Annotated in this window: 22 protein-coding genes; 8 read left to right on the forward strand and 14 right to left on the reverse strand. The window is 69.1% G+C overall.

All coding sequences use genetic code 11. The features are described from left to right. Positions 1–116 precede the first annotated feature (116 nt). Both OHA18_RS38890 and OHA18_RS38895 read left to right on the forward strand, forming a co-directional pair. Positions 117–2105: a heparinase II/III domain-containing protein gene (locus tag OHA18_RS38890; protein ID WP_329000397.1), complete on the forward strand. Its 1989-nt coding sequence runs from the start codon at positions 117–119 to the stop codon at positions 2103–2105. Between the two features lie 67 nt (positions 2106–2172). Next, the gene (locus tag OHA18_RS38895; protein ID WP_329000398.1) at positions 2173–3525 is read left to right on the forward strand and encodes a peroxidase family protein; all 1353 of its coding nucleotides are present in this window, start codon (positions 2173–2175) and stop codon (positions 3523–3525) included. Here OHA18_RS38895 and OHA18_RS38900 read toward each other — a convergent pair. From OHA18_RS38900 to OHA18_RS38915, 4 genes are all read right to left on the reverse strand, one after another. Further along, positions 3503–4846 (reverse strand): NAD(P)/FAD-dependent oxidoreductase, encoded by a 1344-nt coding sequence (locus OHA18_RS38900; RefSeq protein ID WP_329000399.1) that lies wholly within the window; start codon positions 4844–4846, stop codon positions 3503–3505. The genes OHA18_RS38895 and OHA18_RS38900 overlap by 23 nt on opposite strands. A gap of 67 nt (positions 4847–4913) precedes the next feature. After that, a complete protein-coding gene (locus OHA18_RS38905) occupies positions 4914–7688 on the reverse strand; it encodes a helix-turn-helix transcriptional regulator (protein WP_329000400.1) in 2775 nt (924 codons plus the stop codon). Between the two features lie 74 nt (positions 7689–7762). After that, positions 7763–8263, reverse strand: coding sequence for a sigma-70 family RNA polymerase sigma factor (locus OHA18_RS38910; protein ID WP_329000401.1), 501 nt, complete (start codon positions 8261–8263; stop codon positions 7763–7765). 97 nt (positions 8264–8360) lie between these two features. Then, positions 8361–9071, reverse strand: coding sequence for an alpha/beta fold hydrolase (locus OHA18_RS38915; protein WP_329000402.1), 711 nt, complete (start codon positions 9069–9071; stop codon positions 8361–8363). A gap of 165 nt (positions 9072–9236) precedes the next feature. Here OHA18_RS38915 and OHA18_RS38920 point away from each other — a divergent pair, with 165 nt between their 5' ends. Beyond that, positions 9237–10967 (forward strand): L-aspartate oxidase, encoded by a 1731-nt coding sequence (locus OHA18_RS38920; protein WP_329000403.1) that lies wholly within the window; start codon positions 9237–9239, stop codon positions 10965–10967. A 19-nt stretch (positions 10968–10986) separates the two neighbouring features. Here the strand turns inward: OHA18_RS38920 and OHA18_RS38925 are convergent, their stop codons facing one another. Then, positions 10987–11874 (reverse strand): LysR family transcriptional regulator, encoded by an 888-nt coding sequence (locus OHA18_RS38925; protein WP_329000404.1) that lies wholly within the window; start codon positions 11872–11874, stop codon positions 10987–10989. A gap of 72 nt (positions 11875–11946) precedes the next feature. On the opposite strand from OHA18_RS38925, the gene OHA18_RS38930 reads away from it, so the two are divergent. Beyond that, on the forward strand, positions 11947–12810 hold the full coding sequence (locus OHA18_RS38930) for an EamA family transporter (RefSeq protein WP_329000405.1): 864 nt from the start codon (positions 11947–11949) through the stop codon (positions 12808–12810). Between the two features lie 54 nt (positions 12811–12864). Here the strand turns inward: OHA18_RS38930 and OHA18_RS38935 are convergent, their stop codons facing one another. The 6 genes from OHA18_RS38935 to OHA18_RS38960 all read right to left on the reverse strand — a co-directional run bounded on the left by OHA18_RS38935 (position 12865) and on the right by OHA18_RS38960 (position 16896). Continuing rightward, positions 12865–13536, reverse strand: a complete 672-nt coding sequence (locus OHA18_RS38935; protein WP_329000406.1) for an NADPH-dependent F420 reductase — start codon at positions 13534–13536, stop codon at positions 12865–12867. After that, on the reverse strand, positions 13533–14591 hold the full coding sequence (locus tag OHA18_RS38940) for an LLM class flavin-dependent oxidoreductase (RefSeq protein ID WP_329000407.1): 1059 nt from the start codon (positions 14589–14591) through the stop codon (positions 13533–13535). Before OHA18_RS38940 ends, OHA18_RS38935 begins: the two co-directional genes overlap by 4 nt. 85 nt (positions 14592–14676) lie before the next feature. Beyond that, complete coding sequence (locus OHA18_RS38945) at positions 14677–15039, reverse strand: hypothetical protein (RefSeq protein WP_329000408.1); 363 nt, start codon at positions 15037–15039, stop codon at positions 14677–14679. A gap of 12 nt (positions 15040–15051) precedes the next feature. Beyond that, complete coding sequence (locus tag OHA18_RS38950) at positions 15052–15912, reverse strand: RNA polymerase sigma-70 factor (RefSeq protein ID WP_329000409.1); 861 nt, start codon at positions 15910–15912, stop codon at positions 15052–15054. A 13-nt stretch (positions 15913–15925) separates the two neighbouring features. Next, a complete protein-coding gene (locus OHA18_RS38955) occupies positions 15926–16138 on the reverse strand; it encodes a hypothetical protein (protein WP_329000410.1) in 213 nt (70 codons plus the stop codon). 2 nt (positions 16139–16140) lie between these two features. Continuing rightward, positions 16141–16896: an SDR family oxidoreductase gene (locus tag OHA18_RS38960; RefSeq protein ID WP_329000411.1), complete on the reverse strand. Its 756-nt coding sequence runs from the start codon at positions 16894–16896 to the stop codon at positions 16141–16143. 140 nt (positions 16897–17036) lie between these two features. Between OHA18_RS38960 and OHA18_RS38965 the strand changes: the two genes are divergently transcribed. After that, positions 17037–18263: a low temperature requirement protein A gene (locus OHA18_RS38965; protein WP_329000412.1), complete on the forward strand. Its 1227-nt coding sequence runs from the start codon at positions 17037–17039 to the stop codon at positions 18261–18263. On the opposite strand, the gene OHA18_RS38970 is transcribed toward OHA18_RS38965, so the two are convergent. Beyond that, a complete protein-coding gene (locus OHA18_RS38970; RefSeq protein ID WP_329000413.1) occupies positions 18220–18783 on the reverse strand; it encodes a TetR/AcrR family transcriptional regulator in 564 nt (187 codons plus the stop codon). The genes OHA18_RS38965 and OHA18_RS38970 overlap by 44 nt on opposite strands. An 87-nt stretch (positions 18784–18870) precedes the next feature. Here OHA18_RS38970 and OHA18_RS38975 point away from each other — a divergent pair, with 87 nt between their 5' ends. Next, on the forward strand, positions 18871–19776 hold the full coding sequence (locus OHA18_RS38975; protein ID WP_329000414.1) for an SDR family oxidoreductase: 906 nt from the start codon (positions 18871–18873) through the stop codon (positions 19774–19776). On the opposite strand, the gene OHA18_RS38980 is transcribed toward OHA18_RS38975, so the two are convergent. Then, positions 19773–20765: a Gfo/Idh/MocA family protein gene (locus tag OHA18_RS38980; protein ID WP_329000415.1), complete on the reverse strand. Its 993-nt coding sequence runs from the start codon at positions 20763–20765 to the stop codon at positions 19773–19775. The two genes, OHA18_RS38975 and OHA18_RS38980, sit on opposite strands and share 4 nt — an antisense overlap. 16 nt (positions 20766–20781) lie before the next feature. Next, positions 20782–21765 (reverse strand): Gfo/Idh/MocA family protein, encoded by a 984-nt coding sequence (locus OHA18_RS38985; RefSeq protein ID WP_329000416.1) that lies wholly within the window; start codon positions 21763–21765, stop codon positions 20782–20784. Between the two features lie 169 nt (positions 21766–21934). Here OHA18_RS38985 and OHA18_RS38990 point away from each other — a divergent pair, with 169 nt between their 5' ends. Further along, positions 21935–23119: an ROK family protein gene (locus OHA18_RS38990; RefSeq protein ID WP_329000417.1), complete on the forward strand. Its 1185-nt coding sequence runs from the start codon at positions 21935–21937 to the stop codon at positions 23117–23119. Positions 23120–23177: 58 nt separating this feature from the next. Further along, positions 23178–24908: a DUF4832 domain-containing protein gene (locus OHA18_RS38995; protein ID WP_329000418.1), complete on the forward strand. Its 1731-nt coding sequence runs from the start codon at positions 23178–23180 to the stop codon at positions 24906–24908. Positions 24909–24919: the final 11 nt, after the last annotated feature.

The following is a 24919-nucleotide window of genomic DNA, read 5'->3' on the forward strand; positions in this document are numbered from 1 at the left end:
CCGGATCTTGAAGAAATCGCTCGTCCACGCTGCAATCGATCGAACCGGGGCCGGATGCAACGAATCGGGTGGGCTGGAACGTCTTCCAGTCGAAGGCCGGCCAGGAGGGGGAGCGAGTGGCTTCGCAGCGCGAGAGGCGGTTGGGTACGACCGTCGCGCTGACGCTTGCCTGTGTACTGGTCTGCGGGGTCGCCTTCGCCGGCGCCGTCTTCGTGCTGATGCCTGGCGCCCATCGCAGTACGCCGGTCGTCGCGAGCGGCTCGCCCACACCGAGCAAACCGAAGCCCAGCACGCCCAGCCCGAAGCCCAGCCTCCCGGATTCGACCGACGAGCCGCTGCCGGGCGTCGACACGCCGGCCACTCCCCCGCCGGCCACACCGGTCGCCAACACCGGGACCTACGAGTGCCCCGGGTTCAGCGGCATCGAGTCGAAGGTCCCGGTGTCGATGCTGATGAACGACACGTTCTCCTGGGGCGACGATCCGCCGTACAAGGTCGGCAACGGGAACGGCGACATCAATTGGCGCTCCGACCCGTACAAGAAGCCGAGCTGGTACATGTGGCTGCATTCGCTGCGCTGGCTCGGTCAGGGCCTCGAGGCCGGGCAGCGCGGTGACCGCAAGGTGCTCGCGCACACGATGGCGATCATCCACGACTGGGTGCAGGACAACCCGTACTCGTGGAAGGGCGACATCGGCGCGTGGGAGGCCACGATGCACCGCACCAACGTGCTGTTGTGCGCCCGCCAGGCCGTGCTCACCGGGATGCACGTCCAGTCGCTGCCGAGGCAGTACGCGTGGCTCGACAAGGCCCTGATCGACCATGCGCAGTTCATGATCGTGAACTTCAGCGGCATGTCGAACCACGGGACCGACGAGAGCATCGCACTGTTCGGGGTCGGGTGCACGCTGAAGCGGCCGGAGTTGAAGACGCTCGCGGTCAATCGGCTGACCGAGGCGATCACCACGGCGATCGACACGCAAGGCTCGACGAACGAGCAATCGGTCGGGTACGCGATGTTCAACTACCTGCTGTGGGGCCGGGCTACGACAGCCCTGCAGCGATGCGGATCGAACCCCGGGCCGGTGATCTCCCAGCGGCGGGCCGCGCTGTCGGAGTGGCTGGCGCTCGCGACCAAGTCGACCGGCTACCTGCAGCAGGTCGGTGACGCCGTGGCGCAGAAGCCGACCGGCGCGGCCGGGACCGCACTGGACTACGTTGCCTCGCTCGGGAAGCACGGGACGAAGCCGTCGAAGCGCGTCGCGGTGTACGACGCCGGGTACATCTTCGGCCGGACCGGCTGGGGCGAGACGCGACCGTTCGCGCAGGAGTCGACGTACAGCATCCGGTACGGCGTGGCGCGCACGCTGCACGGTCATGACGACCACATGTCCATCACGTACTCGTCGCACGGCCGCGACGTCCTGATCGACCCGGGACACTCCGGCTACCAGCTGGACAAATGGCAGGCGTGGTCGAAGAGTGCGGCCGCGCACAACGTGATGACGATCCCGTCGGCTGACATGGCGTCCGTGCAGACGACGTTGGTGCAAGCGTCGATCACACCGACCTGGGAGTCGTACTCGCTCGCCGACTCGCCGGCGCCGGGCGTGACCCGGAAGCGCGACGTACTGGTGCTGAAGGATCCCGACCTGATCATCACGCTGGACCGCGGTCAGTCGGTCGGCACCCAGCGGTACGAAACGCTCTGGCACCTCGCGCCGAACCAGAAGGTAACGGTCCAGTCCCCCACCACCGCGGTGGCCGCCAAGCCCGGCGACAAGTCGAAGACCTACCTGCTCCAGATTCCCTATCAACAGCAGGTGCCCGCCGACGGCATCACCGTCGTCCAGGGCCAGGAGGACCCGGTGCAGGGGTGGTACTACCCCGACATCTTCCACCGCCAGTCGGCCTCGGTGGTCAAGTTCAACCGCAACGGGACCACCGCGAACATCCTGTCCGCGATCGTCCCCGCCGGCTCCACCGAAACGGTGACCTACAAGACCCGCACCGTCGGCACGATGGTCTTCGTCGACCTGACCGTCGGCACCCGCAAGACCACCATCCGCGTCCTCCCCGACGGCCGCCTCACCCGCATCAACTGAACACCCGGTCACATCCGGCATGCTTGGGCTGTCTTCCTCTGTGGATCGAATCTTCGGGAGGTTGGGAATGAGTACGCATCCGGCGGCGCGGGACCACTGTCTGAGTGCGGTGCGCAGTGTGGATCGGCCGACCGGCGGCGCGCGGTACGGGCGGATGTTTCCGGGACTCGAGCCGCTGGGGACCGATCCGCACGTGTTGATGCGGGCCGGTGGCGACGGCGGGATCTGTGACGCCGCTTCCGCGCTCGACCTCGGCGCCGGCGGGGACGACGCGGTGCAGGCGGCCGGGTGGCCCTTCTTCGGGCAGCTGCTGGCGCATGACACCACGGCGGACCGATCGCCGCTGATGGGCGGCGTCGAGACCGGCGCGTTGCGGAACGCGCGGTCGCCCCGGCTCAACCTCGAGATGCTGTACGCCGACGGTCCGATCGGCTCGCCGTACATGTTCGACCTGGACGACGCGGCCAAGTTCCTGCTCAGCCCCGACGGGTTCGACGTACCGCGGAACCCGCAAGGTGTTGCGCTGATCGGCGATCCGCGCAACGACGTGCACATCTTCTCGCTGAGTCTGCATGTGGCGTTGCTGCAGGCCCACAACCGGATCGTCGACCACCTGCACGCGAGCGGCGTCGCCGAGGAGGACGTGTTCGAGAAGGCGCGCATCACGCTGACCTGGCACTACCAGTGGATCGTCGTCCACGACTTCCTGCCGCGGCTGGTCGGGCGTCCGCTCGTCGACGAGGTGCTCGAGGACGGCGGGAAGTGGTTCAACCCGGAGCCGATGCAGGCGTTCATCCCGCTGGAGTACGCGGACGGGGCGTACCGCTACGGGCACGGTCAGATCCGGCACGCGTACCACCTGGTCGAGGGTGGCCCGGAGTTCCCGCTCTTTCCGGACCTGGTCGGTTTCGGCCCGCTGCCCGAGGACCACCGGCTCGATCTGGCGCAGATCTTCGACGTACCGGGCCGGCCGCCGGCGCAGCGCTCCAAGCGGCTCGATGGGCGGCTCGCGGCAAGCCTGATCGGGTTGCCCGAGCGGATCACGGGAGCGGTCGACGAGACGGCGTACCGATCGCTGGCCGTTCGCGATCTGCTCCGCGGTGACACGACCGGGCTGCCCAGCGGCGAGGAGGTCGCCAAGCTGCTCGACGTGCCGCCGCTGACCCCTTCGATCACTGGGGAGACCTGGCCCGGCGGCACGCCGCTGTGGTTCTACATCCTCAAAGAGTCCGAGTACCTCGGCGACGGCGACCGACTCGGTCCGGTCGGCGGGCGGATCGTGGCCGAAGTACTGATCGGGCTGCTGCGAGCGGACCTGGCCAGCTACCTCAGTCTCGAGCCGGAGTGGCGGCCGACGCTGCCCGCCGCCGGCGACGCGTTCGGCCTGACCGATCTGCTCATCCCGGGCGGCTCGCGCTGAGCGCTCGCGCCTTCGCCTCGGCCTCGAACGCCTCACGCGGACTCTGGACCGAGGCCAGCGACACGATGTCGCGGCCGTAGAAGAACGCCACCAGCCAGATCGCCAGCACCCGCATCTTGCGGTCCCAGGTCGGGACCGCAAGGACGTGGTAGCCGCGGTGCATCAGCCAGGCGAGCACACCCTTGATGACGAGCCGCTTGTACTGGAAGATGCCGGATCCGAGGCCGAGTGTCGCGATCACCCCGAGGCTGTGGTGCTCGTACTTCTTCGGCTCCCGACCACGCAGCGACCGCAGCAGGTTCTTCGCCAGCAACTTCCCTTGCCGCACGGCGTTCTGCGCGTTCGGCACCGTGTACGCACCCGGCGTCGACGACGTGAGGTCGGGAACGGCGGCGTCGTCACCGGCCGCCCACGCGTCCTCGATCACCTCGGTGTCGGTCCCGATCCGCAAATCGGCCCGCACCTGGACCATCCCGCGCTGGTTGTGCGGCAGGTCGGTGTGGTTCCGCAGCAGACGGGTCGCGGCGTTGCCGGCCGTCCAGACGATCAGCTCGGAGTCGAACTCCGACCCGTCCGACAGCACCACGTGCCCGTCTTCGGCCGCCTTCATCGTGGTGTTGAGATGCACCTGCGCGCCGCGTTTCTCGAGCATGTTCACGACCCACTGGCCGGGCTGGTCGGTCACCTCGGGCAGGATCCGGCCGCTCGCCTCGACCAGGTGGAACGCCAGGTCGCTCTCGGACAGCTCGGGGTACCTCTTCAGCAGCGCCCGCGCCAGCGACAGCAACTCCGCGAACCCTTCGACGCCGGAGAACCCACCGCCGACGAAGGTGACCGTCAGCAGCTTCCGCCGCAGCGGCCCCGGCTCCAGCCCGGCCGCCTCGTCGAACGCGGTGAACAGCCGGTCCCGGATCGCGACCGCCTCCTCGACGTGCTTCATCCCGATGGCCCGATCGGCCACCCCGGGCACGTCGAAGACCCGGGTCACCGCGCCCGCGGTCACCGCGATCACGTCGTACGACAACGAGTAGTCCGGCCCGTCCGCGGGCCGGATTGTCACCGTCCGGTCGGCATGCGCGATGTTGACCACCATGCCGGACACGATCTTCGTCCGCTTCAGGTTGCGCCGCAGCGACACCGCCGCGTGCCGCGCCTCGACCGATCCGGCCACCACCTCGGGCAGGAACGGCTGGTACGTCATGTACGGCCGTGGGTCGACCAGGATCACCTCGGCCTCACCCCGCCGCAGCTTCTTCTCCAGCCGCCACGCCGTGTAGAACCCGGCATACCCGCCGCCCACCACCAAGATCCTGCGCGCCATGTTTACGTGGTCTCCGTCCGTAGCTTCTGTCAGGTAAGACAACTCGCGCGCGCCGGATGTGACGTCCTCAGGGGCGGAGCTGCTTGCGCGACGCGATGCCCAGCTTGGCGAAGACCTTGCGCAGATGCCACTCCACAGTGTGCTGACTGAGGAACATCTGCGCCCCGATCTCCGCATTGGTCAGCCCGGCCCCCGCCAACTCGGCGATATGCGCCTCCTGCGCCGTCAGCGACTCCCTGCCGGAGCTGTGGTCCGCCCGGCGCTCGTCCAGCACCTCACCGGTCGCGGCCAGCTCGCGCCCGGCCCGCTCGGCGAACGCACCGGCGCCGGCCTCGGTGAACAGTTTGTACGCCGCCCGCAGCTGCCCGCGGGCGTCCTGCCGCCGCCCCTCCCGCCGCAGCCACTCGCCGTACACCAGCTGCGCCCGCGCAAGATGCATGCGCATCCGCGTCCGGCTGAGCCGCTCGATCGCCTCCTGGTACGCCGATTCCGCCGCGCGCCCGTGCGCCAGCAGGCCCCGTGCGGTGGCGAGCAGGCCCATCCCCCAGTCCGTGCCGGCCGACGACGCGATCTGCTCGAACAGCTCGAACCGCTCGGCCGCCTGCTCGGGGTGGCCACTGCGCACGGCAGCCTCGACCAGCTCGGGCAGCGCCCAGTTCGCCACGCCGTACTCGGCGGGATAAGCGGTCGCCAGCCGGGCCGACGCCAGCGCCTCGTCGTACTTCGCCAGGCCGTTGAAGAGGATCGAGTTCGCGACATGACAGGTCGTCAGTCCACCGCCTTCGCCGCGGGTGGTCGCGTCCTCGATGCCCGCCGCGATCAGCAGCGTGGCCGCCCCTTCGCGCCCGCGCCAGGCCGCCAGACCCATCTCGCCGTACGGCGCGAGGTCCGTACCCGTCGCGTCCTTGATGTTCTTGGCCTCCGCGAGCAGCGCCGCGGCCGAAGCGAGCTCGCCGGAGAAGAGGTCCAGGTGCACCCGGTGGTGCAGCGCGAGCAGGAGCTCGTTCAGGTCACCGAGTCCGCGGGCGATCCCCAGGTGGCGGACGGCCAGCGCGTCCCAGCCCTCGTCGTCCCAGAGATCGACCGCCATCAGCTCCGCGTGGAAGAGCCACCGCAGATCGTCCTGATCGCTCGTGCCGTCCGGCGAGGAGTACAACCGGACCGCCTCCCGGGCCAGCGGCACCACCGCCGGGTACCCGTCCGAGAAGAGCACTGCGACGCTGTCCAGCAGTACGTCGTGCTTGCGGTGCCGGACGGTAGTCGGAGCCGCTCGGGCCGCCTGTGAGGCGCCGGTCAGCGCGCTGATCCCGTCCGGTCCCGAGGTGGCGCCGAATCTCCCGGCGTACTGCGCTGCCACCAGCGCATGCAGGTAGGTGTCGCGGGCCAGCTCGAGATCCAGCGGTTCGAGGCGACGAGCCACGCTGAGGAGCATGGGCCCGGACTCGAGCCCATGACCGGAAGCGAACGCGATCTGTGCCCGCAGCAGGTCCACCCGCGCGTGGTGAAGGTCGTCGCCCCGGCCGTCGCCGGCCGTCACGAGCAGCCGCAGCGCATTCTCGAAGGCACCAGCTTGCAGAGTGGCCCCGGCCGCGGCCAGCGCCCGGGCCGCCCGCGTATCCGCGTCCGGCGTCAGCTCGGTCGCGCGCTGGAGGAACGCCGCCGCGGCCGCCATTCCGCCGCGGCGCTGGGCGCGGTCGGCGGAGCTGACCAGGTCGGTAGCGACGTCCTCGTCCGGACCGTCCGCACCCTGAGCCCGGTGCCAGGCCCGCCGGTCGGGATCGACGTCCGGGTCGATCGCCTCCGCCAGCGCCTGATGAACCATCCGCCGCTCGGCCGGATCAGCGGCCCGGTACGTCGCCGAGCGGACCAGCGGATGCCGGAAGCGGACCCGGGCTGCGATATCGATCAACCCCGCGGCCTCCGCCGGGCTCGCCGTACTCATCGGGACCTCGAGGAGAGTCAGCGCACGGACCAGCAGCGGAACGTCGCCAACCGGTTCGGCCGCGGCGGTCAGCAGCAACCGCTGCGTGTCCGGGGGCAGCGTCTGGACCCGCCGGGCGAAGTTCTGCTCGATCTGGCTCGCGAGCGGACGGGCATCGGGTCGCTCGAAACCGCCGGCCAGCTGGGCGGCGGTCATCCCCCGCGGCAGCTCCATCAGGGCGAGCGGATTACCACGCGTCTCGGCCACGATCCGGTCGCGCACGTGCTCGTCCAGCCGCCCGGGTACGACGGCGTCGAGCAGCGCTCCGGCGTACTCGTCGGCCAGACCAACGACCGGCAGTTCGCGGAAGCCGCTCCACTCCGGGCCGATCACCGGCTCACGCAGCGAGAAGACCAGGCCGATGCGGTCCGCGAAGAGGCGGCGCCCGACGAAGGTCAGCGTCTGGACCGATGCCTGGTCCAGCCATTGCGCGTCGTCGATGACGCACAGCAGCGGCTGCCGATCGGATGCCGCCGAGAGCAGGCTCAACGCGGCCGCGCCGATCAGGAAGCGGTCCGGCGGGCCGCCTGCGCTCAGTCCGAACGCGACCTCCAGAGCCGCGCGCTGCGGGCCGGGCAGACGGTCGCTGCGATCGAGCAACGGCAGGCACAGCTGGTGGAGACCGGCGAACGGCAGCTCCATCTCGGACTCGACCCCGGAGGCGCGGACGACCCGGCAGCCCTCGGCGCGGCCGACGAGGTACTCGAGCAGGGCAGATTTCCCGATCCCGGCCTCGCCGCGGACGATCAGCACCTGGCCCGTGCCGGAGCGCACACCGGCCACGACCTGGTCCAGGCGCGCACACTCCGCCCGCCGACCACGCAGTCCCGGCGCAAGGTTGTCGAACCCGTCGCTCGCCATCGCTCACCCCCTCAACAGAGGCTAAGGGTGAACGGCGTGAAGGGTATAGGACTCTCAGGTGCCGAAACTCCGGATCAGACCGCTTCCTGGGCCAGATCGGCGAGCCGATCGCGGGCCCGTTTGACCAGCTGCCGGGCGTTCGGCGCCCCGATCCGAAGCGTCTCGGCGATCTGCCGGTACGGGTAGTCGAAGCCTTCCCGCAGTACGTACGTCGCGCGCTCGGCCGGCGACAACCGCTCCTTCAGCAGCTGTACGGCGACCGCGAACGCCTCCTGGTTCTCGGCGTACAGATGCGGATCGACTCCACTCGCGATCCGCTCGTCCGGGAGCCACGAGCCGATCGCCGTCTCGTGCCGTCGTCGCGCCGACTGCACCACGTTGATCGCGAGCCGGGACACCGTGGTCGCCAGGAACGCCTGCGGGTCCGCGACCACCGTGCGGTCCGTCCGCTGCCAGCGCACCCAGACGTCCTGGACGAGCTCCTCCGCCTCGTGCGGATTGCCGACGATCCGGCACGCGATCCGGAACAGCCGTGGCCTTGCCTGGAGGAACTCGTCCAATCCCGCCGTACTCATGATCCGGACTCCTTGCGCTGGGGGCTGTCTCAGCGTCGCCGCCGGCAACCCCTCATCGCGCCCTGGAACCTCGTAGTCGAGTCCGTAGTTCGTAGCCTCAAGCGCCCAGTGCGTCGAGGATCGTGGCCGTCACCGCCTCGGGCTGGGACACGCTCAGGGCATGCGACGCACCGGCGATCTCCCGGGTGTCCTTCGCGCCGGCTCGCTCGGCCATGAAGCGGTGCAGAGCCACCGGGATGTTCAGGTCCTGGTCGCTGAACACGAACCAGGACGGGATGGACTGCCACGCCGGGGTGGCAGTGCGCAGACCACCGGTCAGCGCGGCCTCTGTCGCCGGGCGCTGCGTCGCGGCCATCAGCGCGGCCTGCTCCGCCGGTACGTCGGCGCAGAACTGCTGATGGAACACGTCTGGCCGGATCGCCAGCTCGTTGCCGCCGGTGCTGACCGGATATGCGTTCAGCGCGTCGCCGAGCGTGCTGCCGGGGAACTTGGCGGACAACGCGAAGGCGCTCTCGTCCTGGTCGGGCGCGAACGCGCAGACGTACACCAGCGCCTTGACCGCGTCGTTGTCGGCCGCGGCCTCGGTGATCACCATGCCGCCGTACGAGTGGGCGACCAGCACGACCGGCTTCCCGATGCCGGCGATCACGTCGCGGACGTACTGTGCGTCGCCGTCCAGGCTGCGCAGCTGGTTCGGCGCCGCGACGACCTCGATCGACCGCGCCTGCAGCCGCTCGACGACGCCGTTCCAGCTGGCCGACTCGGCGAACGCGCCGTGCACCAGGACGACGACCGGATTCTCGCTCATGGGGCTTCCTTTCGCTGGGGACTTCCCTCGGGACTTCTCCCGCTACTTCTCTCGGGCTACCTGGAGAGACCGAACAGACAGCGTTGTTGTGACCGGCGAGACAGTCACAGATCGGCACTCTGCGTTGTCCTGATGGGTGAGAGCACCGAACGCGAAGGAGAACCGATGAGCATCACCGAACAGCAGATCGCCACGTCCGTCCTGGTGATCGGAACGGGTGGTGCCGGCCTCCGCGCCGCGATCGAGCTGGCCGAGCAGGGCGTCGAGGTCCTTGCCCTCGGGAAACGCCCGCGGTCCGACGCGCACACCTCGCTGGCCGCCGGCGGCATCAACGCGGCGCTGGCCACGATGGATCCTCAGGACACGTGGCAGCAGCACGCCGCCGACACGCTGCAGGAGAGTTACCTGCTCGCGAATCCGATCACGGTCCAGATCGTCGCCGAGGGCGCCGCCCGCGGCATCGAAGACCTGGAGCGCTGGGGCATGCCGTTCGCCCGCGAGGCCGACGGCCGGATCTCGCAACGGTTCTTCGGCGCGCACACCTACCGCCGGACCGCGTTCGCCGGTGACTACACCGGTCTGGAGATCCAGCGCACGTTGATCAACCGCGCGGTCCAGCTCGGCGTACCGATCCTGGACACGGTCTACGTGACGCGGATCCTGGTGAAGGACAACACCGTCTTCGGCGCGTACGGGTTCGACCTGACCACCGGGCGGCGGTATGTCATCCACGCCGACGCGGTGATCCTGGCCGCGGGCGGCCACACCCGGATCTGGCGCCGTACCTCGTCCCGCCGCGACGAGAACACGGGCGACGCGTTCCGCCTCGCCGTGCTGGCGGGCGGGAAGCTCCGCGATCCCGAGCTCGTCCAGTTCCACCCGTCCGGGCTGATCGAGCCGGAGAACGCCGCCGGCACGCTCGTCTCCGAGGCGGCCCGCGGCGAGGGCGGTCAGCTGCGCAACGCGCTCGGTGAGCGGTTCATGGCCCGGTACGACGCCGAGCGGATGGAGCTGTCCACGCGGGACCGGGTCGCGCTCGCGGAGTACACCGAGATCAAGGAAGGCCGCGGCACCCCGAACGGCGGCGTCTGGCTGGACGTGTCGCACCTGCCCCGGGAGACGATCATGCGCCGGCTCCCGCGCGTCTACCAGACGCTGCTCGAGTTGCAGATGCTCGACATCACCAAGCAGCCGATCGAGATCGCCCCGACCGCGCACTACTCGATGGGCGGGGTCTGGGTCCGGCCCGAGGACCACGGCACCGGCGTCGACGGGCTGTGGGCGATCGGCGAGGCCGCCAGCGGGCTGCACGGCGCGAACCGGCTCGGCGGCAACTCGCTGATCGAGCTGCTGGTGTTCGGCCGGATCGTGGCCGAGGAAGCCGCGAAGTACTCGATCGACCGGCAGGCGCAGCTGCGTTCGGCCGACGCGGTGGCGGAAGCGCGGGCCGAGATCGACCACCTGCTGACGAACGACGGGCCGGAGAACGTCCGCGCCCTGCAACGCGCCCTGCGCGACACGATGACCACCCGCGCCGGCGTGGTGCGCGACGAGGACGGTCTCAACGCCGGGCTGTCGGAGCTGGCCGAGCTCGAGGGGCGGATGACGCAGGTGGGAGTCCATCCGGACATCGCCGGCTTCCAGGACCTGGCCCATGCCTTCGACCTGAAGGCGTCGGCGATGGCCGCCCGGGCGACACTCGACGCAGCCTTGGTGCGACGCGAAACCCGCGGCTGCCACAACCGCTCGGACTACCCCGACCTCGACGAATCGTTCCAGGTGAACTTCGTCTGGTCCGGCCCGGGCGACATCAAACCCGAGCAGATCCCACCGATCCCAGCCGAGTTCCGCCGCCTGATGCGCCACGTCTCCACCGACGGCAAACTGGTCGAGTGAGGCGACAGCGCACCGAGCCTCAACGCGTACGCCGTGCCAGCAGATTGAGGACGAGGGACAGTGGGGGCCAGGCGGTGCGGCCTCGGCGGGTGAGGGTGTAGGCGCGCATGCGGGGGTCCGGGTCACGGAGGCGGCGTACGGAGATGCCTGTGGTCTTGGGGTAGGCGGCGGGCATAAGGGCGACGCCCAGACCGGCGACGATCATCTCCTGGACGAGCTGGAGGGTGTCGGCGCGCTGGGTGATGCGGGGTTCGAAGCCGGACAGGGCCGCCAGGGTGCGGATCACGTGTTCGTCGGCGGTGTGGCGGGAGTTCACGATCCAGTCGCTGTCGGCGAAGGCGGCCAGGACATCGGCCGTCGGACCGGTTGTGCGGCGGGACCGTGACGGTACGGCGAGGGCCCAGGTCGACTCCCACAGCGGCGAGGATTCGAGCGCCGGGTCGACGGCGGCGGGCGCGAGGTTGTAGTCGTAGCTGAGGACGAGGTCGACCTGGTCGCGCTCCAGCAGGGCGAGCGCCTCGGGCGGCTCCTGTTCCTGGATCTCCAGCCGTACGGCGGGATGGTCGGCGGCGAGCTGATGTACGACGGGCAGCAGGGTGTCCCGGATCACCGTATGGAACGCGGCCACGCGAACCGTCCCGGCCGGCTCGGCCGACGGATCGAGGTCGGCGCGCGCGGCCTCGTGGGCAGCCAGGATGTCCACTGCGTGCCCGGCCAGCCGCCGGCCCGCCGGGGTGAGCCGCACGCGGCGGCCGTCGGGCTCGAGCAGCGGCATCCCGACTTCCTTGGCCAGCGCGGCGATCTGTTGCGAGACGGTCGACGTGGTGACGCCGAGCGCCTGGGAGACCGCATGCATCGATCCCTGCCGGGACAGGGCGAGGAGGAGTTCGAGACGGCGTACTTCCATTCACTCATCATGAACGACTTGTGCAGGATTAACACGTGGACGCGAATGAAATCGCGAGCTTCACTGGAAGGCATGCACAGACATGACAGCCGGACCGGCGTAGCCTTCGCGGTCCTGTCGATGACGATGGTCCAGCTCGGGCTGGCCGCCTCCGTCGGGCTCTTCGACCGGGTCGGTCCGGAGGGTGCGGCGTGGCTGCGACTGAGCTGTGCCGGCTTGATCGTGCTCGTGCTGTTCCGGCCGCGCCGCAGTTCGTTCGACCGCAACTCGTTCCTGGCCGCGGTCGGGCTCGGCATCGCGACCGCCGGTGTGACATTGCTGTTCATGGCCGCCGCCGCCCGGCTGCCCCTCGGCACGGCGAGCGCGCTGGAGTTCCTCGGCCCGCTGACGGTCGCGGTACTGCGGAGCCGTGGGCGGCTGATCTGGCCGGGGCTGGCGTTCGCCGGCGTGATGTTGCTGACGCAGCCGTGGCACGGTTCGGTCGACGGTCTGGGCGTGCTGTTCGCGCTGGGCGCGGCCGCTTGCTGGGCGGCGTACATCGTCCTCACTCAGCACGTCGGCGGGAGCGTCACCGGCCTGCAGGGCATGGGCGTCTCGCTGCCGGTGGCCGCCGTGGTCGCCACCGCGGTCGCCGGACCGAGTACGATCCCGGTCATGACCTGGCAGCTGGTGATCATCGGGTTCGGGCTGGCGCTGCTCCTGCCGGTGATCCCGTTCAGCCTCGAGTACCTGGCTCTCCGCCGCCTCGACGCGGGTGTGTTCGGCACGCTGATGAGCCTCGAGCCCGCGCTCGCACTCCTGGTCGGCTGGATCTTCCTCAGCCAGGCACCTGGTGTCGTCCAGGCCGTCGGCATCGCCTGCGTCGTCGCCGCCGGCGTCGGCGCCGAACGCGGCGCACGCCGCCCTACCGCGGAGCCACTTCCCGTAGCTGCATGACTCTTGAGCACCCGCCAACCATCTCCGTCGCGGATTCCTGGTTGGCGGGTGAGTTCAGGCGGCGCGGGCTTCGGCGACGAGTTGGCCGCGGGGGGTGTCGGGGAAGCGGTCGAGGAGGGTGCGGACCTCGTCGGCGGTGACGTTGGCTCCGAACATCTCGGTGTGCGGTTCCAGCCGTACGCCGTCGGACAGCGGACCGGCGACGACCGGGTCGAAGCCGAGGGCGTCGACGATCCTCGCGACCTCGGCGGCGTCGGCGGGCTCGCCCGCGATCGCGATCGCCTTGCGGCCGGGCGAACCGGCCGGGCGGGCGCCTTCGTCGAGGTCGTGGTAACCCATGTGGTTGAAGGCCTTCGCGACCCGCGACCCGGGCAGGAACTCCTGGACGAGCTCCGACGACGACGTCCGCGGGTCGGTGAGATCGTCGCGGATGCCGTCGACCTCCCACCAGTAGTTCATCGCGTCGATGACGAGCTTGCCGCGGAGCGCCTCGACCGGGATCGTCCGGTACTTGCCGAGCGGTAGCGCCAGGATCACCACGTCGGCCTCCGCGGCCACCTCGGCAGCGGTCGCGGCGATGGCGCCCGGCGTGACGACCTCGACGATCAACGCGATCTTCGAGACCTCACCCGATCCCGCGATCAGCACGCGGTACCCGGCGGCGACTGCGAGCCGCGCCAGGACGGTCCCCACCTTCCCGGCCCCCAGGATCCCGATCGTCGTCACTCCGATCCCTCCGCAAGCATGTCCCGCACCAGCGGGATGACCTTCGTGCCGTACAACTCGACGGCCTTCATCCGTGCACTGACCGGCAGCGGACCACCCGAATAGATCAGGTCGAACCGCGACACCCCCAGCGTCTTCACCGCACCGGCGATCCGGCGGGCCACAGTTTCCGGCGACCCGACGTACATCGATCCGTGCAGTACTTCGGACTCGAACTCCTCGCGCTTCAACGGCGGCCAGCCGCGCAACGCCCCGATCCGGTCCCGCATCACCTTGTACGGCTCGAAGTAGATCTCCTTCGCCAGCTCGTCCGTCTCCGCGACGAACCCCGGCGAGTGCATCCCGACCGGATGCGCGACCGTACCGAACTGCTCGGCCGCCCGCTTGTACAGATCGAGGTACGGCGCGAACCGGACCGGCGCCCCGCCGATGATCGCGAGCATCAACGGCAACCCGTAGTACGCCGTGCGAACGACGGACTGCGGCGAACCACCGACCCCGACCCAGGTCTTCAGCCGGCCGGACTCGGTCTTCGGATAGACGTCGGCGTTGTCGAGCGCGGCCCGGACCGTGCCTTCCCAGGTCACCGGCTTCTCGTCGAGCAGCTGCACGAACAACTGCAGCTTCTCCTCGAACAGCACGTCGTAGTCGGCCAGGTCGTACCCGAACAGCGGGAACGACTCGGTGAACGATCCGCGTCCGAGGATCACCTCGGCCCGCCCGTTCGACAGCGCGTCCACGGTGGAGAACCGCTGGAACACCCGCACCGGGTCGTCCGAGCTCAGCACCGTCACGCCGGATCCGAGCTTGATGTTCGACGTCTGGGTCGCGATGCCGGCCAGCACCGTCTCCGGTGAAGAGATCGAGAACTCCGGCCGGTGGTGCTCGCCGAGGGCGATCGCGTTCACGCCGATCTGGTCGGCCAGCACCGCCTCGGCGACCACCTGCCGGATCGCCGCCGCGTCCGTCACCGGCGCGCCGCTGTCGTCCACGGGGATGTCCCCGAAGGTGTCGAGTCCGAAATCCACCGTGGCCAACTCGGCCGTATCAGGCATGACGCCCACTCTCCTGTCCGCTCACCACAACAAGTCTAGGTTGACACGTCAACACCAGACCAGGGGGCGTTCATTCCCGTGGGGATCACACCCAGTGCCGCAGCTTGTCCGGGTTCAGCACGATCCAGACGGCGGCGACCTTCCCGCCCGTCACCTTCAGGCTCACGACGGCGACGACCCCGTCGGCGCCACGCAGTACCACACCCGGCTGACCGTTGACCGCCTCGACCGTCAACGCCAGGCCAGGGTGTACGTCGAGCAGGTCGCTGACGCACTGCGCAACCTGCGCGACCCCTCGGACCGGACCCGGCGCCGCGAAGACCTGACCACCGCCGTCGCTGACGGCGATCACCTCAGGCGAGAGCAGGCTCCGGATCGCACCGGCGCTGCCGGCCCGGCACGCAGTCGCGAACCGGTGCACGACGGCATGATCGCTCCGCTTGAACACATCTCCTCCAGCTCAAGCGACAGCGGAGAGCTTGGACAGGTTCATCATCCAGAGCACCTCGTCGATACCGTCGGCCGACGCGATGATCGTGCACACGGCGAACAGCACGCCGTCGCGCTTGCACATAGCGGCCAGCTCCCCGTTCACCGCACCGAGCTCGACCTCGACGCCCTCCCAGAACCGGGTGTGGAAGGCGCGGTAGTACTTCGCCACCCGCTCCCGCCCGACCACCGGGAACTTCGACGCCCGGGCAACGCCGCCACCGTCGGAGTAGCTGATCGCGTCCTTGGCCAGCAACTGCTCCAGCTGGCCGAGATCGCCCGACCGCGCCGCCTCGACGAATGCCGAGAGCAACTTCTTCTGCTCGGTCCCGCTGACCTCGGTCCGGCGTTCGGCGCGGATCCGCTTGCGCGCCCGGCTGACGAGCTGCCGCACGGCCGGCAGCGTCGTCTGCAGCATCGTGGCGAGCTCGTCGTACGGGTAGTCGAACGCCTCCCGCAGGATGTACGCCGCCCGCTCGGTCGGCGACAGCCGCTCGAGCACGAGGAGGACGGCGAAACTCAGCGCCTCCCCGCGCTCGGCACCGAGGTACGGGTCGGCGCTGGTATCGACCGGCTCCGGCAACCAGGGACCGATGTAGGTCTCCCGCCGGGCGCGCGCGGACTGGCTCGCGTTGATCGCGAGCCTGGTCACCGCGGTCGACAGGTACGCCACCGGGCTCTGGACCGTACTGCGATCCGCTGCCTGCCAGCGCATCCACACCTCCTGGACCAGGTCCTCAGCCTCGGCATGGCTGCCCAGCATCCGGTAGGCGATGCCCATCAGCCGCGGCCGCACCTCGTTGAAGACCGCGACCGCATCGTCGAGCTCCATCGACACCCTTCTGTCAGTTCTCCGCTGGAGGATACGGCTGATCCTCGCCTTCCAAGACTTCGATGGCGGCCTTCAGGCTGTTGAGATCGGCCGTTTCGGCTTGTGCCTCATACGGATCGAGCACCCAGTCGGCATCGTCCTCGGGTGGTGTGCCCGCGGCGTTCAGCCGGATGTCGGCGTCGACCTCCACCTCGAGCTCGTGCAGGAACTGCTCGTCGTTGCTCATCGTCATCGACCGGCCTGAGCGGCGTACCACTCGTCGTAGTGCAGCTCGCCGAGGGTGGCAGGGCCGACCGGGACCAGGCTGCGCTCCTTCAGCTCGGCGCCGAAGTACAGGGCGTGCGGGTCGGAGACGACCTCACGGGTGTCGCCGCGCTGCGCCAGCGCCTTCCGGAAGAACTCGTCCATGCGGTACTCGTCCGGGCCGGCGATGTCGATCCGCGCGTTCAGCGGCTCGCCGACCGCGACCTTCGCGAGGTTCTTCGCGACGTCCTCGCCGGCGATCGGTGCCCAGGCGACCGGCGCGATGTGCACCTTGCCGTCGTCGCCGGTGCCCGAGTCCGCGGTCGGCCCGACGAACTCGAAGAACTGCGTCGCGTGCACCAGCGAGTACGGCAGACCGGAGCCCTTGATCAGCTCCTCCTGGGCGATCTTCGCGGCGAAGTAGGCGTTCTCCGGCATCCGCTCGGTGCCGACGATCGAGATCCCGACGTGGTGCCGGACGCCGGCCGCGTCCTCGGCCTGCAGCAGGTTACCGGTCGAGGTCTTGAAGAACTCCATCACCGGCCCGGCCTCGAACGACGGCGAGTTGGCCACGTCGACGACCACGTCGGCGCCCTTCAGGACAGCGTCCAGCCCCTCGCCGGTGATGGTGTTCACGCCGGTGCTCGGCGCGGCCGGCACCGCCTCGTGTCCGTGCTCGGTGAGCTTCGCCGCCAACTTCGTGCCGATCAGGCCGGTGCCGCCGATCACGACGATCTTCATCGCAGAACCCTTTCGATTGATTTCGAGCTGTCACGAGATAAGACAGGGCACCCACCGGGCTTGTGACAGCCACCGCACAGTCACATCCGCGACCTGTGCGCTGTCTCACTGATTGACGACCGCCGACGAGGGGAGCCGCTGTGCCCGACGCGACCATCCGCATCCGGGTCCGGATGACCGCACGGCCGATCGACGAGCCGCACCGGGTCTCCAGCCAGCTGGAGCTGCTGTTCGACCTGACCTTCGTGGTCGCCGTCGCCGCGGTCACCGAGCAGTTCGCGCACACGATCGCCGACGGCCACGCCGGCGACGGGTTGCTGCCGTTCCTCCAGGTCTTCTTCGCAATCTGGTGGGCGTGGATGAACTTCACCTGGTTCGCCTCGTCGTACGACACCGACGACGTCACGTACCGGATCCTGACCATGGTGCAGATGGCCGGCGTGCTGCTGCTCGCCGCGGGCGTCCCGGCGGCCGCGGACCACGGCGACTATCTGATGCTCACCTCCGGCTACCTGATCATGCGGCTCGGGCTGATCTCGCTGTGGCTGCGCGCGGGCATCGAGGATCCGGACTCACGTCGTACGGCGTTCCGGTATGCGTTCGGCATCGGCGCCTTGCAGGTCGGCTGGTTCGTCCGGCTGTATCTGGCCGACAGCGGCGCGTCCGACGGCGTGCTGCTCGCCGCGTTCATCATCCTGGCGATCCTCGAGTTGTCGGTGCCGTTGTGGGCCGAGCGGCCGCGCGCGACGCACTGGCATCCACACCACATCGCCGAGCGGTACGGGTTGTTCACGATCATCCTGCTGGGTGAAGCGGTCCTGGCCGCGTCCAACGGAGTACGCCGGGCCGTCGAGGAGACCGAGGTCAGTGGAGAACTGATCGCGGTCGCCGGCTGCGGGCTGGTGATCCTGTTCGCCTTGTGGTGGCTGTATTTCCTGCATCCAGCCGGTCCGCGACTCGAGGAGCGCCGGCACCGCTCGTACCGCTGGGGCTACGGGCACTACGGCATCTTCGCGTCGCTCGCCGCTCTCGGCGCCGGCCTGGAGGTCGTCGTCGAGCAGACCAGCCACGAGTTGCACATCTCCCCCACCGCGGCGAGCTACGCCGTCGCCGTCCCGACCGCCTGCTTCGTCGGCCTTTTGTGGGGCGTGCACCGGATCATCTCGGAGCCGTCCCGCGTCCACCTGGGCGCGGCGGCGGCCGGCGTGGCGGTCCTCTTGTTGCTACCGCTCGCGACACCGCAGCTCGGCTCGGTGGCCGACCTCGCGTTGATCGCCGCGACCTGCGTGACGCTGGTCGGCATCGCCTCCTGGCACGAGAGCGTCAAGCCGTCAGACCGGACAGCGTCTTCAGCGTCGCCCGGATGACGTCCACGATCGGCCCGCCGTCCGGGTCGGTGATCCAGCGCTCGTACGAAACCCGGAACACCGCGACCCCGGTCTCGGCCGCCAACGCCGCGACATCGGGGGCGACCCCACGCTCGAGCAGACCCTTGGTGAGCGCCGACGTCAGCGAGGCCATCTTGATCAGCTCGCGCTCCCGGAGCTCGGGCGTCGCGTTGATGACGGCCTGACGACGGCGCGAGTAGGCCCGGCGGATGTCGTCGAAGAACTCGGCCGACGCGAGGACCGCGGCGGCGACCGCGTCCATCGGGGTCGCATCCGCCGGGGCCGCGGCCAGCGCCGCGACCATCTGCTGCTCGAGCTGCTCCGAGCCCGCGAACAGCACCTCGCGCTTGTCCGCGAAGTGCCGGAAGAACGTGCGCGCGGTGACGCCGGCCCGGTCGGCGATGTCGGCGACGGTCGTGCCGTCGTACCCGTGCTCGGCGTACAGCGCCATCGCCGCTTCACGCAGCCGCCCGGCCGCATCCGGTTCCCACCGTCCCATGGGTCGATCTTAGCTGATGTCATTGACTGACATCAGAACGTGTAGCATTGTGATGTCAGTCAATGACATCACTCGAAAGGCACCATCATGCGTGTGTTCATCACCGGAGCGTCCGGACACGTCGGCTCCGCCCTCGTGCCGGAACTCCTGCACAACGGCCACTCGGTTCTCGGTCTGGCCCGCTCCGACGCCTCGGCGAAACGCCTGACGGACTGGGGCGCCGAGGCTGTCCGCGGTGACCTCGACGACCTCGACCGGCTCCAGGCGGCAGCTGCCGCCGCGGACGGAGTTGTGCACCTCGCGTTCCGCCACGACGCCATGCAGGCCGGCGACATGGCGGGCGCGGCCGCGTCCGATCTCGCTGCGCTACAAGCGATCGGCGACACGCTGGCCGGCACGGACAAGCCGTTGGTCAGCACGTCGGGCACCGGCATGCTCGCCGGGATCGTTCACGACCGGACGGGGACCGAGGAGGACTTCGATCCGTCCGGCGGCTACCGCATCGACGCGGAGAACTTCGTCATCGAACTGGCGGCCAAAGGCGTCCGGTCGTCGATCGTCCGGTTGCCGCAGATCACCCACAGCCGGCTCGACCATCACGGCTTCGCGCCCTCGCTGATCGGATTCGCCCGGCAGAACGGCTTCTCGGCGTACGTCGGTGACGGGACGAACCGCTGGCCGTCCGTGCACACCCTCGACGCCGCCCGGCTCTACCGCTTGGCCCTCGAGTCCGCGCCCGCGGGCAGTCGGCTGCACGCCGTCCAGGACGAGGGCATCGAGTTCCGCACCATCGCCGAGACCATCGGCAAGGGCCTCGACCTTCCGGCCCGTTCGGTCACGCTCGACGAGGCACCGCAGTACCTCGGTTACCTCGGCCGGTTCGCCACCATGAACAGCCCGACGTCGTCGGCCCGGACGCGTGAGCTGCTCGGTTGGCAGCCCACGCATCCGGGCCTCCTCGCGGACCTGGCGGAGGGTTTCTACTTCGGCTAGACCTTCAGTACAGGCGCGATCGTCTTCGAGCGCGAGCCTTCGTATGCCGCCAGCAGGATGCCGAGGACGGCGATCCCTTCCTCCTCGGTATGCAGCGGACGTGTCTTGCCGAGCAGGGAGTCGGCGAAGTGGCCGATCTCGGCGATGAAGGTGTCGACCGGTTCGAAGTCGAAGGTCTCGGTCTCGCCGGACCGGAGGCGGTAGGACAACGTCGTACCGTCGCTGGTCAGTGAGCCGAGCTCGCCGACTGCGGAGAAGCGTTCGGTGGAAGCGGCCGGCTGGTAGGCCCAGCTGGTCACGAGCTGACCGACGACCCCGTTGTCGAACTTGATCAGGACCTGCGCGGAGTCCTCGCCCTCCATGAACTTCAACCGGTGCGTGGACAGCATGGCAGTGGCCTCGACCGGCAGCCCGCCGGCGAGGTGCAGCATCAGATAAGTGGGGTGGTACCCGGTGTCAATGAGCTCGCCACCGCCACTGGTCTTGCTGCTCGCCCGCCAGCCCATCGAGCTCGGGTCGAAGTCGTTGTAGAAGCTGTCGGTCGTCCGTACTTCATAGACCGTGCCGATGGTCCCGGCCTCGAGCAGTTCCTTGGCCTTCGCCACCGCCGGCATGAACAGCTGGTTGTGCGCGCACATCAGCGTCACGCCGTTCTTCACGATCGCCTTGCGCACGTCGGCTGCTTCCTCGGCCGACAGACACAGCGGCTTCTCGCACAGGACGTGTTTGCCGGCTTCGGCGGCCGCCACGATCGCGTCCCGGTGGAGGTGGTGCGGCAGACAGATGTCGACCGCGTCCAGTTCCTCGTGCGCGAGCATCTCGCGATAATCCGTGTACGCCGTGGCGCCGAGCTCCTCGCCGCGCTTCTTGGCCGTCTCCTCGACGGCATCCGCGACGGCGGTGACGCCGATCTTGCCGGCGTGCTCCCGGTATCCCTTGATATGGGCCGACGCGATCCCGCCCGCGCCGATGAGTCCAACTTTGATCATGGCTGTCTCCTCGTCCTCAGGCGCTGTAGGCGATGGCGCTACCGGTCTTGGCGGCCTCGTTCGCAGCCACCACCAACCGGGTCAGCTCGATCGCGCGCGCAATGTTGTCGTCAGCCCGGGTCCCGTTGCTGATGTGATCGACCCACTGCGCGAACGCGTCCGTACCGTGCTCCGGCACGTCCACCTGCTCGCCGTTCACCAGCAGAACGTTGCCCGCGTCGGAGTACGTGAGCGTCCCGTCGGTGCCGAAGAGCTCGATCGTGAACGGGTTGTTGCTCGCGAAGCCGGCCTCGATCACGCCGATCTTCTGGTCCGGATATCCGACGACCACGACAGCGTTGTCTTCGAGTCCGCGCTCGGCGATCGAGCGGTACGTCGCACTGACCGTGTCGGGCTGCGCGCCCAGGAACAACTGGGTCAGGTAGACCGGGTGGCAGCCGAGGTCGGTGAGCGCGCCGCCGATCGCGGTCGACGGCTCGAAGAACCGCTGCGGCAACCAGCCCTCGACACCGTCCCGCGGGATGGCGCCGTCGTGCGACAGCCGGACCCGGCCGTAGGTGATCGTGCCCAGCGTGCCGTCGTCGATGACCTCGCTGATCGCCTGCGTGTAGCCGTGGTAGAGCCGCGGCAACGACACCGTCAGCTTCAGACCGGCCGCGTCGGTCGCGGCCACGATCTCCTCGGCCTCGGCGACCGTCGGCGCCAGCACCTTCTCGGTGAAGATGTGCTTGCCTGCCTGGGCCGCCTTGAGCATCACGTCCCGGTGGACGTCGGTCGGCGTCGTGATCACCACGCCGTCCAGGTCCTCGCGCGCAAGCAGCGCATCCAGGTCGGAGGTGAACTCCACTCCGAACTGCTCGGCACCGGCCTTGCCGCGATCCGGGTCGTCGTCCCAGACGGCCACCAGGTCCGTCCCGGGGTGCGCCTGGGCCTGCCTCGAATAGTCGCCGGCGTGCACGTGCCAGAAGCTGAGGGTGGCGATCTTCAGTGGATTGGACACTCTGGTCCTCCTCGTGCGGAAACGTTTCGGATCGACCGTCGGCAGATCACGGTACAACGTTGTCAGGAGGTCTGGACAGGGGTCCGGCGCGCCCTTTCACACGCTGAGATCCGTGCGCAGTCCGAGTGCTTATAGTTATCCAGGAGTCCTGGTTAACGTGAGGAGCGCCATGAGCGAGGAGCCGGTCGGCGGGGACCTCTCGCGGTTGCGCCAGCTCAACGCATCCGCCGTACTGCGAGAGTTGCGGGGCGATCAGCCGCTCACGCTCACCGAGTTGTCGAAGCGGACCGGGCTGTCGCGGGCGTCGACCGAAGATGTTGCACGCGACCTGCTCGGACGCGGCTGGCTGGCCGAGGTTGCGCCGGCGCTGGGGTCGGTCGGGCGGCCGGCGCGACGGTACCGGTTCAACGCCGGCGCGGGGCGGTTGCTCGGGGTGGACATCGGCGGACACAAGGCGCTCGCCCTTGTCACCGATCTCGACGGCGAGGTGCTCAACCAGACGCGCATCGCGGTCGATCCCGAGGCGGGTAGGCGCGAACGGCTGGCGGTGATGGACCGCTGCGTGACGAAGGCGCTGGCCGGGGCGGGCGTCGAGGCGGGCCAGATCTGGTCCACCGGCGTGGCGACGACCGGCCTCGTCGACGGCTCCGGCAAGGTCATGCTCTCCGACTCCCTCCCCGAGTGGACCGGAGTCGATCTCACCGCTCATGTACGACGGTTGGTGCCGGGCCCCGTCCGGGTGGAGAACGACTGCAAACTCGCTGCCCTCGCGGAAACGTGGCGCGGGGTGGCGCGGTACGCGAAGGACGTGGTGTTCCTGCTCGCCGGCCTCCGCACCGGCGCAGGCCTGATCATCGACGGCAAACTCCACCGAGGCTTCGCCAACTGGTCCGGCGAAATAGGCGCCCTCCCAGCAGCAGGCTGGCTAAGAGCCCCCGAACACCTCACCACCTGGCTCGACAACACCGCCCGGTCCGCGGCAGGAGCCGGCTCCTCCTCGCCTGCGACGGCGCCCTCCTCCCCGTCCTCGACCGGGTTCGAGCGCGTGTTCCTCGCCGCTCGAGGTGGGGATCCTCGGGCTGTCGAGGCGGTCCGTGAGTACGTCAGCGATCTGGCCGTGGGTGCCTCGGCTCTGGTGCTCACCTTGGATCCGCAGTTGGTGGTGATTGGGGGTGGGTTCTCGCGGTCGGCCGACGTGATGGTGGAGCCGTTGCGGCGGGAGCTGGACCGGTGGTGTCTGCGGACGCCGGAGATCCGGGTGTCCGCGTTCGCCGACGAAGGGGTCGCGCTCGGCGCGGTCCGGCTGGCGCTCGACGAGGTCGAGTCGACGATCACGACCGGCCTGAGACCTTGACATAATTTTCCTGGACTCCATGATTATTCACATCGCCCGCCCAGCGAGAGGAAGCATCATGCGTCCGTTCCGCCTGCTCGTCGCGCTCCTCACCGGCGCGCTGCTCGCCGCCCTGCTGGTCTCCCCCGCCGAGGCCACGATCAGCGGCACCTCCGCGACCAACACCGCCACCACCGTCACCTACCGCTTCTCCTACACCGGCACACCGCAGTTCCTCCGCGTGTACGTCGACACCGACCGCAACGCGTCGACCGGCTACGCGCAAGCAGGCACCGGCGCCGATTACCTGCTCGAGAACGGCAGCCTCTACCAGCACACCGGCAGCGGCTGGAGCTGGACGCTCGTCCGCACGGTCACGTTCGCCGGCACCGGCGGAGTCGCCCAGTGGACGGTCAACCGCGCCGACCTCGGCGAGACCGCGACTCCGAACGACGCCGACCTCGTCTTCCAGGTGGAAGCACCGCTCGAGACCTCCACGAAGTACACGCAGGTGTACTCCGGCGGCGCGAGCGGCAACGTGACCTACACTCCCTCGTCGGACAACTTCGCCAACCCCGAACGCGGGCTCTACCACCACACCGGTGACTGCGACAAGGCCGACTTCTCCCAGAGCACCCTGGAGAGCTACCGCACCAGCCAGGGCATCTCGCTGGTGATGTGCGTCTTCTACCTGGCCGAGTACAAGAACGGTCCGATCGCACAGGCCGCTCTCGACCAGCTCCAGCAGCAGATCAACACTGTCCGGGCAGCCGGTCTGAAGATGGTTCTCCGGTTCGCGTACACCACCTCGACCGCAGGCGACGACACCACCAAGGACCGGATCCTCGCTCACCTCGACCAGCTGGCGCCGTACCTCAACGGAGGTAAGGATGTCATCGCCGTCGTCCAGGCCGGCCTCATCGGCGCCTGGGGTGAGTGGTATTACACGCAGAACTTCGGCAACGCCGGCACGGTCACCTCGACCGACTGGGCCAACCGCAAGGCCGTCACCGACAAGCTGCTGAGCGTCGTCCCGTCGACCCGGATGATCCAGCTCCGCACCCCGAAGTTCAAGCGCACCATGTACTCGACCGCGGCAGTACAACCGGGCGACGCCTACAACGGCTCGGCGCTGTCCCGGATCGGTCACCACAACGACTGCTTCCTCGCCAGTCCCGACGACTTCGGCACGTACGAGAACACGTCCGTCGAGTACCCGTACCTCCAGGCCGACACGACGTACGTCCCGATGGGCGGCGAGACCTGCGGCTCGAACCCGCCGCGCTCCAGCTGCCCGACCGCGACCAGTGAGCTCGCACAGTTCCACTGGTCGTTCATCAACACCGACTACGAGCCGACCGTCCTCAACTCCTGGAACACCGGAGGCTGCCTCGCCGGCATCACCAAGAACCTCGGCTACCGCTTCCGCCTCGAGTCCGGTACCTATCCCGCGACCGCCTCCCCCGGCGGCAGTCTGCCGGTCTCGTTCACCGTCCACAACGACGGCTACGCCACACCCTTCAACCCCCGCAACCTCGAGCTGGTACTACGGAACACCGCGACCGGCTCGACCTACAAGCTCGCGATGAGCTCGGACCCGCGTCGCTGGACCGCGGGTACGTCGACCACCGTGTCGCAGACGCTCACGGTGCCCACAAGTCTTCCGGCAGGTTCGTACTCCCTGCTGCTGAACCTGCCGGATCCCCTCCTGTCCACCCGCCCCGAGTACTCGATCCGCCTCGCGAACCAGAGCACCTGGGACGCGGCGACCGGGATGAACTCGCTCCTGCACACGCTCACCGTCAGCTAGTCCGAGGAGAC

This window comes from Kribbella sp. NBC_00709, assembly GCF_036226565.1.
Taxonomy (GTDB): domain Bacteria; phylum Actinomycetota; class Actinomycetes; order Propionibacteriales; family Kribbellaceae; genus Kribbella.

Bases quoted from the DNA above. Each gene is read 5' to 3' on its own strand.
- OHA18_RS38895 (WP_329000398.1), top strand. From the start codon at position 2,173: ATGAGTACGCATCCGGCGGCGCGGGACCACTGTCTGAGTGCGGTGCGC.
- OHA18_RS38900 (WP_329000399.1), bottom strand. From the start codon at position 4,846: ATGGCGCGCAGGATCTTGGTGGTGGGCGGCGGGTATGCCGGGTTCTAC.
- OHA18_RS38905 (WP_329000400.1), bottom strand. From the start codon at position 7,688: ATGGCGAGCGACGGGTTCGACAACCTTGCGCCGGGACTGCGTGGTCGG.
- OHA18_RS38910 (WP_329000401.1), bottom strand. From the start codon at position 8,263: ATGAGTACGGCGGGATTGGACGAGTTCCTCCAGGCAAGGCCACGGCTG.
- OHA18_RS38915 (WP_329000402.1), bottom strand. From the start codon at position 9,071: ATGAGCGAGAATCCGGTCGTCGTCCTGGTGCACGGCGCGTTCGCCGAG.
- OHA18_RS38920 (WP_329000403.1), top strand. From the start codon at position 9,237: ATGAGCATCACCGAACAGCAGATCGCCACGTCCGTCCTGGTGATCGGA.
- OHA18_RS38925 (WP_329000404.1), bottom strand. From the start codon at position 11,874: ATGGAAGTACGCCGTCTCGAACTCCTCCTCGCCCTGTCCCGGCAGGGA.
- OHA18_RS38930 (WP_329000405.1), top strand. From the start codon at position 11,947: ATGCACAGACATGACAGCCGGACCGGCGTAGCCTTCGCGGTCCTGTCG.
- OHA18_RS38940 (WP_329000407.1), bottom strand. From the start codon at position 14,591: ATGCCTGATACGGCCGAGTTGGCCACGGTGGATTTCGGACTCGACACC.
- OHA18_RS38950 (WP_329000409.1), bottom strand. From the start codon at position 15,912: ATGGAGCTCGACGATGCGGTCGCGGTCTTCAACGAGGTGCGGCCGCGG.
- OHA18_RS38955 (WP_329000410.1), bottom strand. From the start codon at position 16,138: ATGAGCAACGACGAGCAGTTCCTGCACGAGCTCGAGGTGGAGGTCGAC.
- OHA18_RS38960 (WP_329000411.1), bottom strand. From the start codon at position 16,896: ATGAAGATCGTCGTGATCGGCGGCACCGGCCTGATCGGCACGAAGTTG.
- OHA18_RS38970 (WP_329000413.1), bottom strand. From the start codon at position 18,783: ATGGGACGGTGGGAACCGGATGCGGCCGGGCGGCTGCGTGAAGCGGCG.
- OHA18_RS38975 (WP_329000414.1), top strand. From the start codon at position 18,871: ATGCGTGTGTTCATCACCGGAGCGTCCGGACACGTCGGCTCCGCCCTC.
- OHA18_RS38980 (WP_329000415.1), bottom strand. From the start codon at position 20,765: ATGATCAAAGTTGGACTCATCGGCGCGGGCGGGATCGCGTCGGCCCAT.
- OHA18_RS38990 (WP_329000417.1), top strand. From the start codon at position 21,935: ATGAGCGAGGAGCCGGTCGGCGGGGACCTCTCGCGGTTGCGCCAGCTC.
- OHA18_RS38995 (WP_329000418.1), top strand. From the start codon at position 23,178: ATGCGTCCGTTCCGCCTGCTCGTCGCGCTCCTCACCGGCGCGCTGCTC.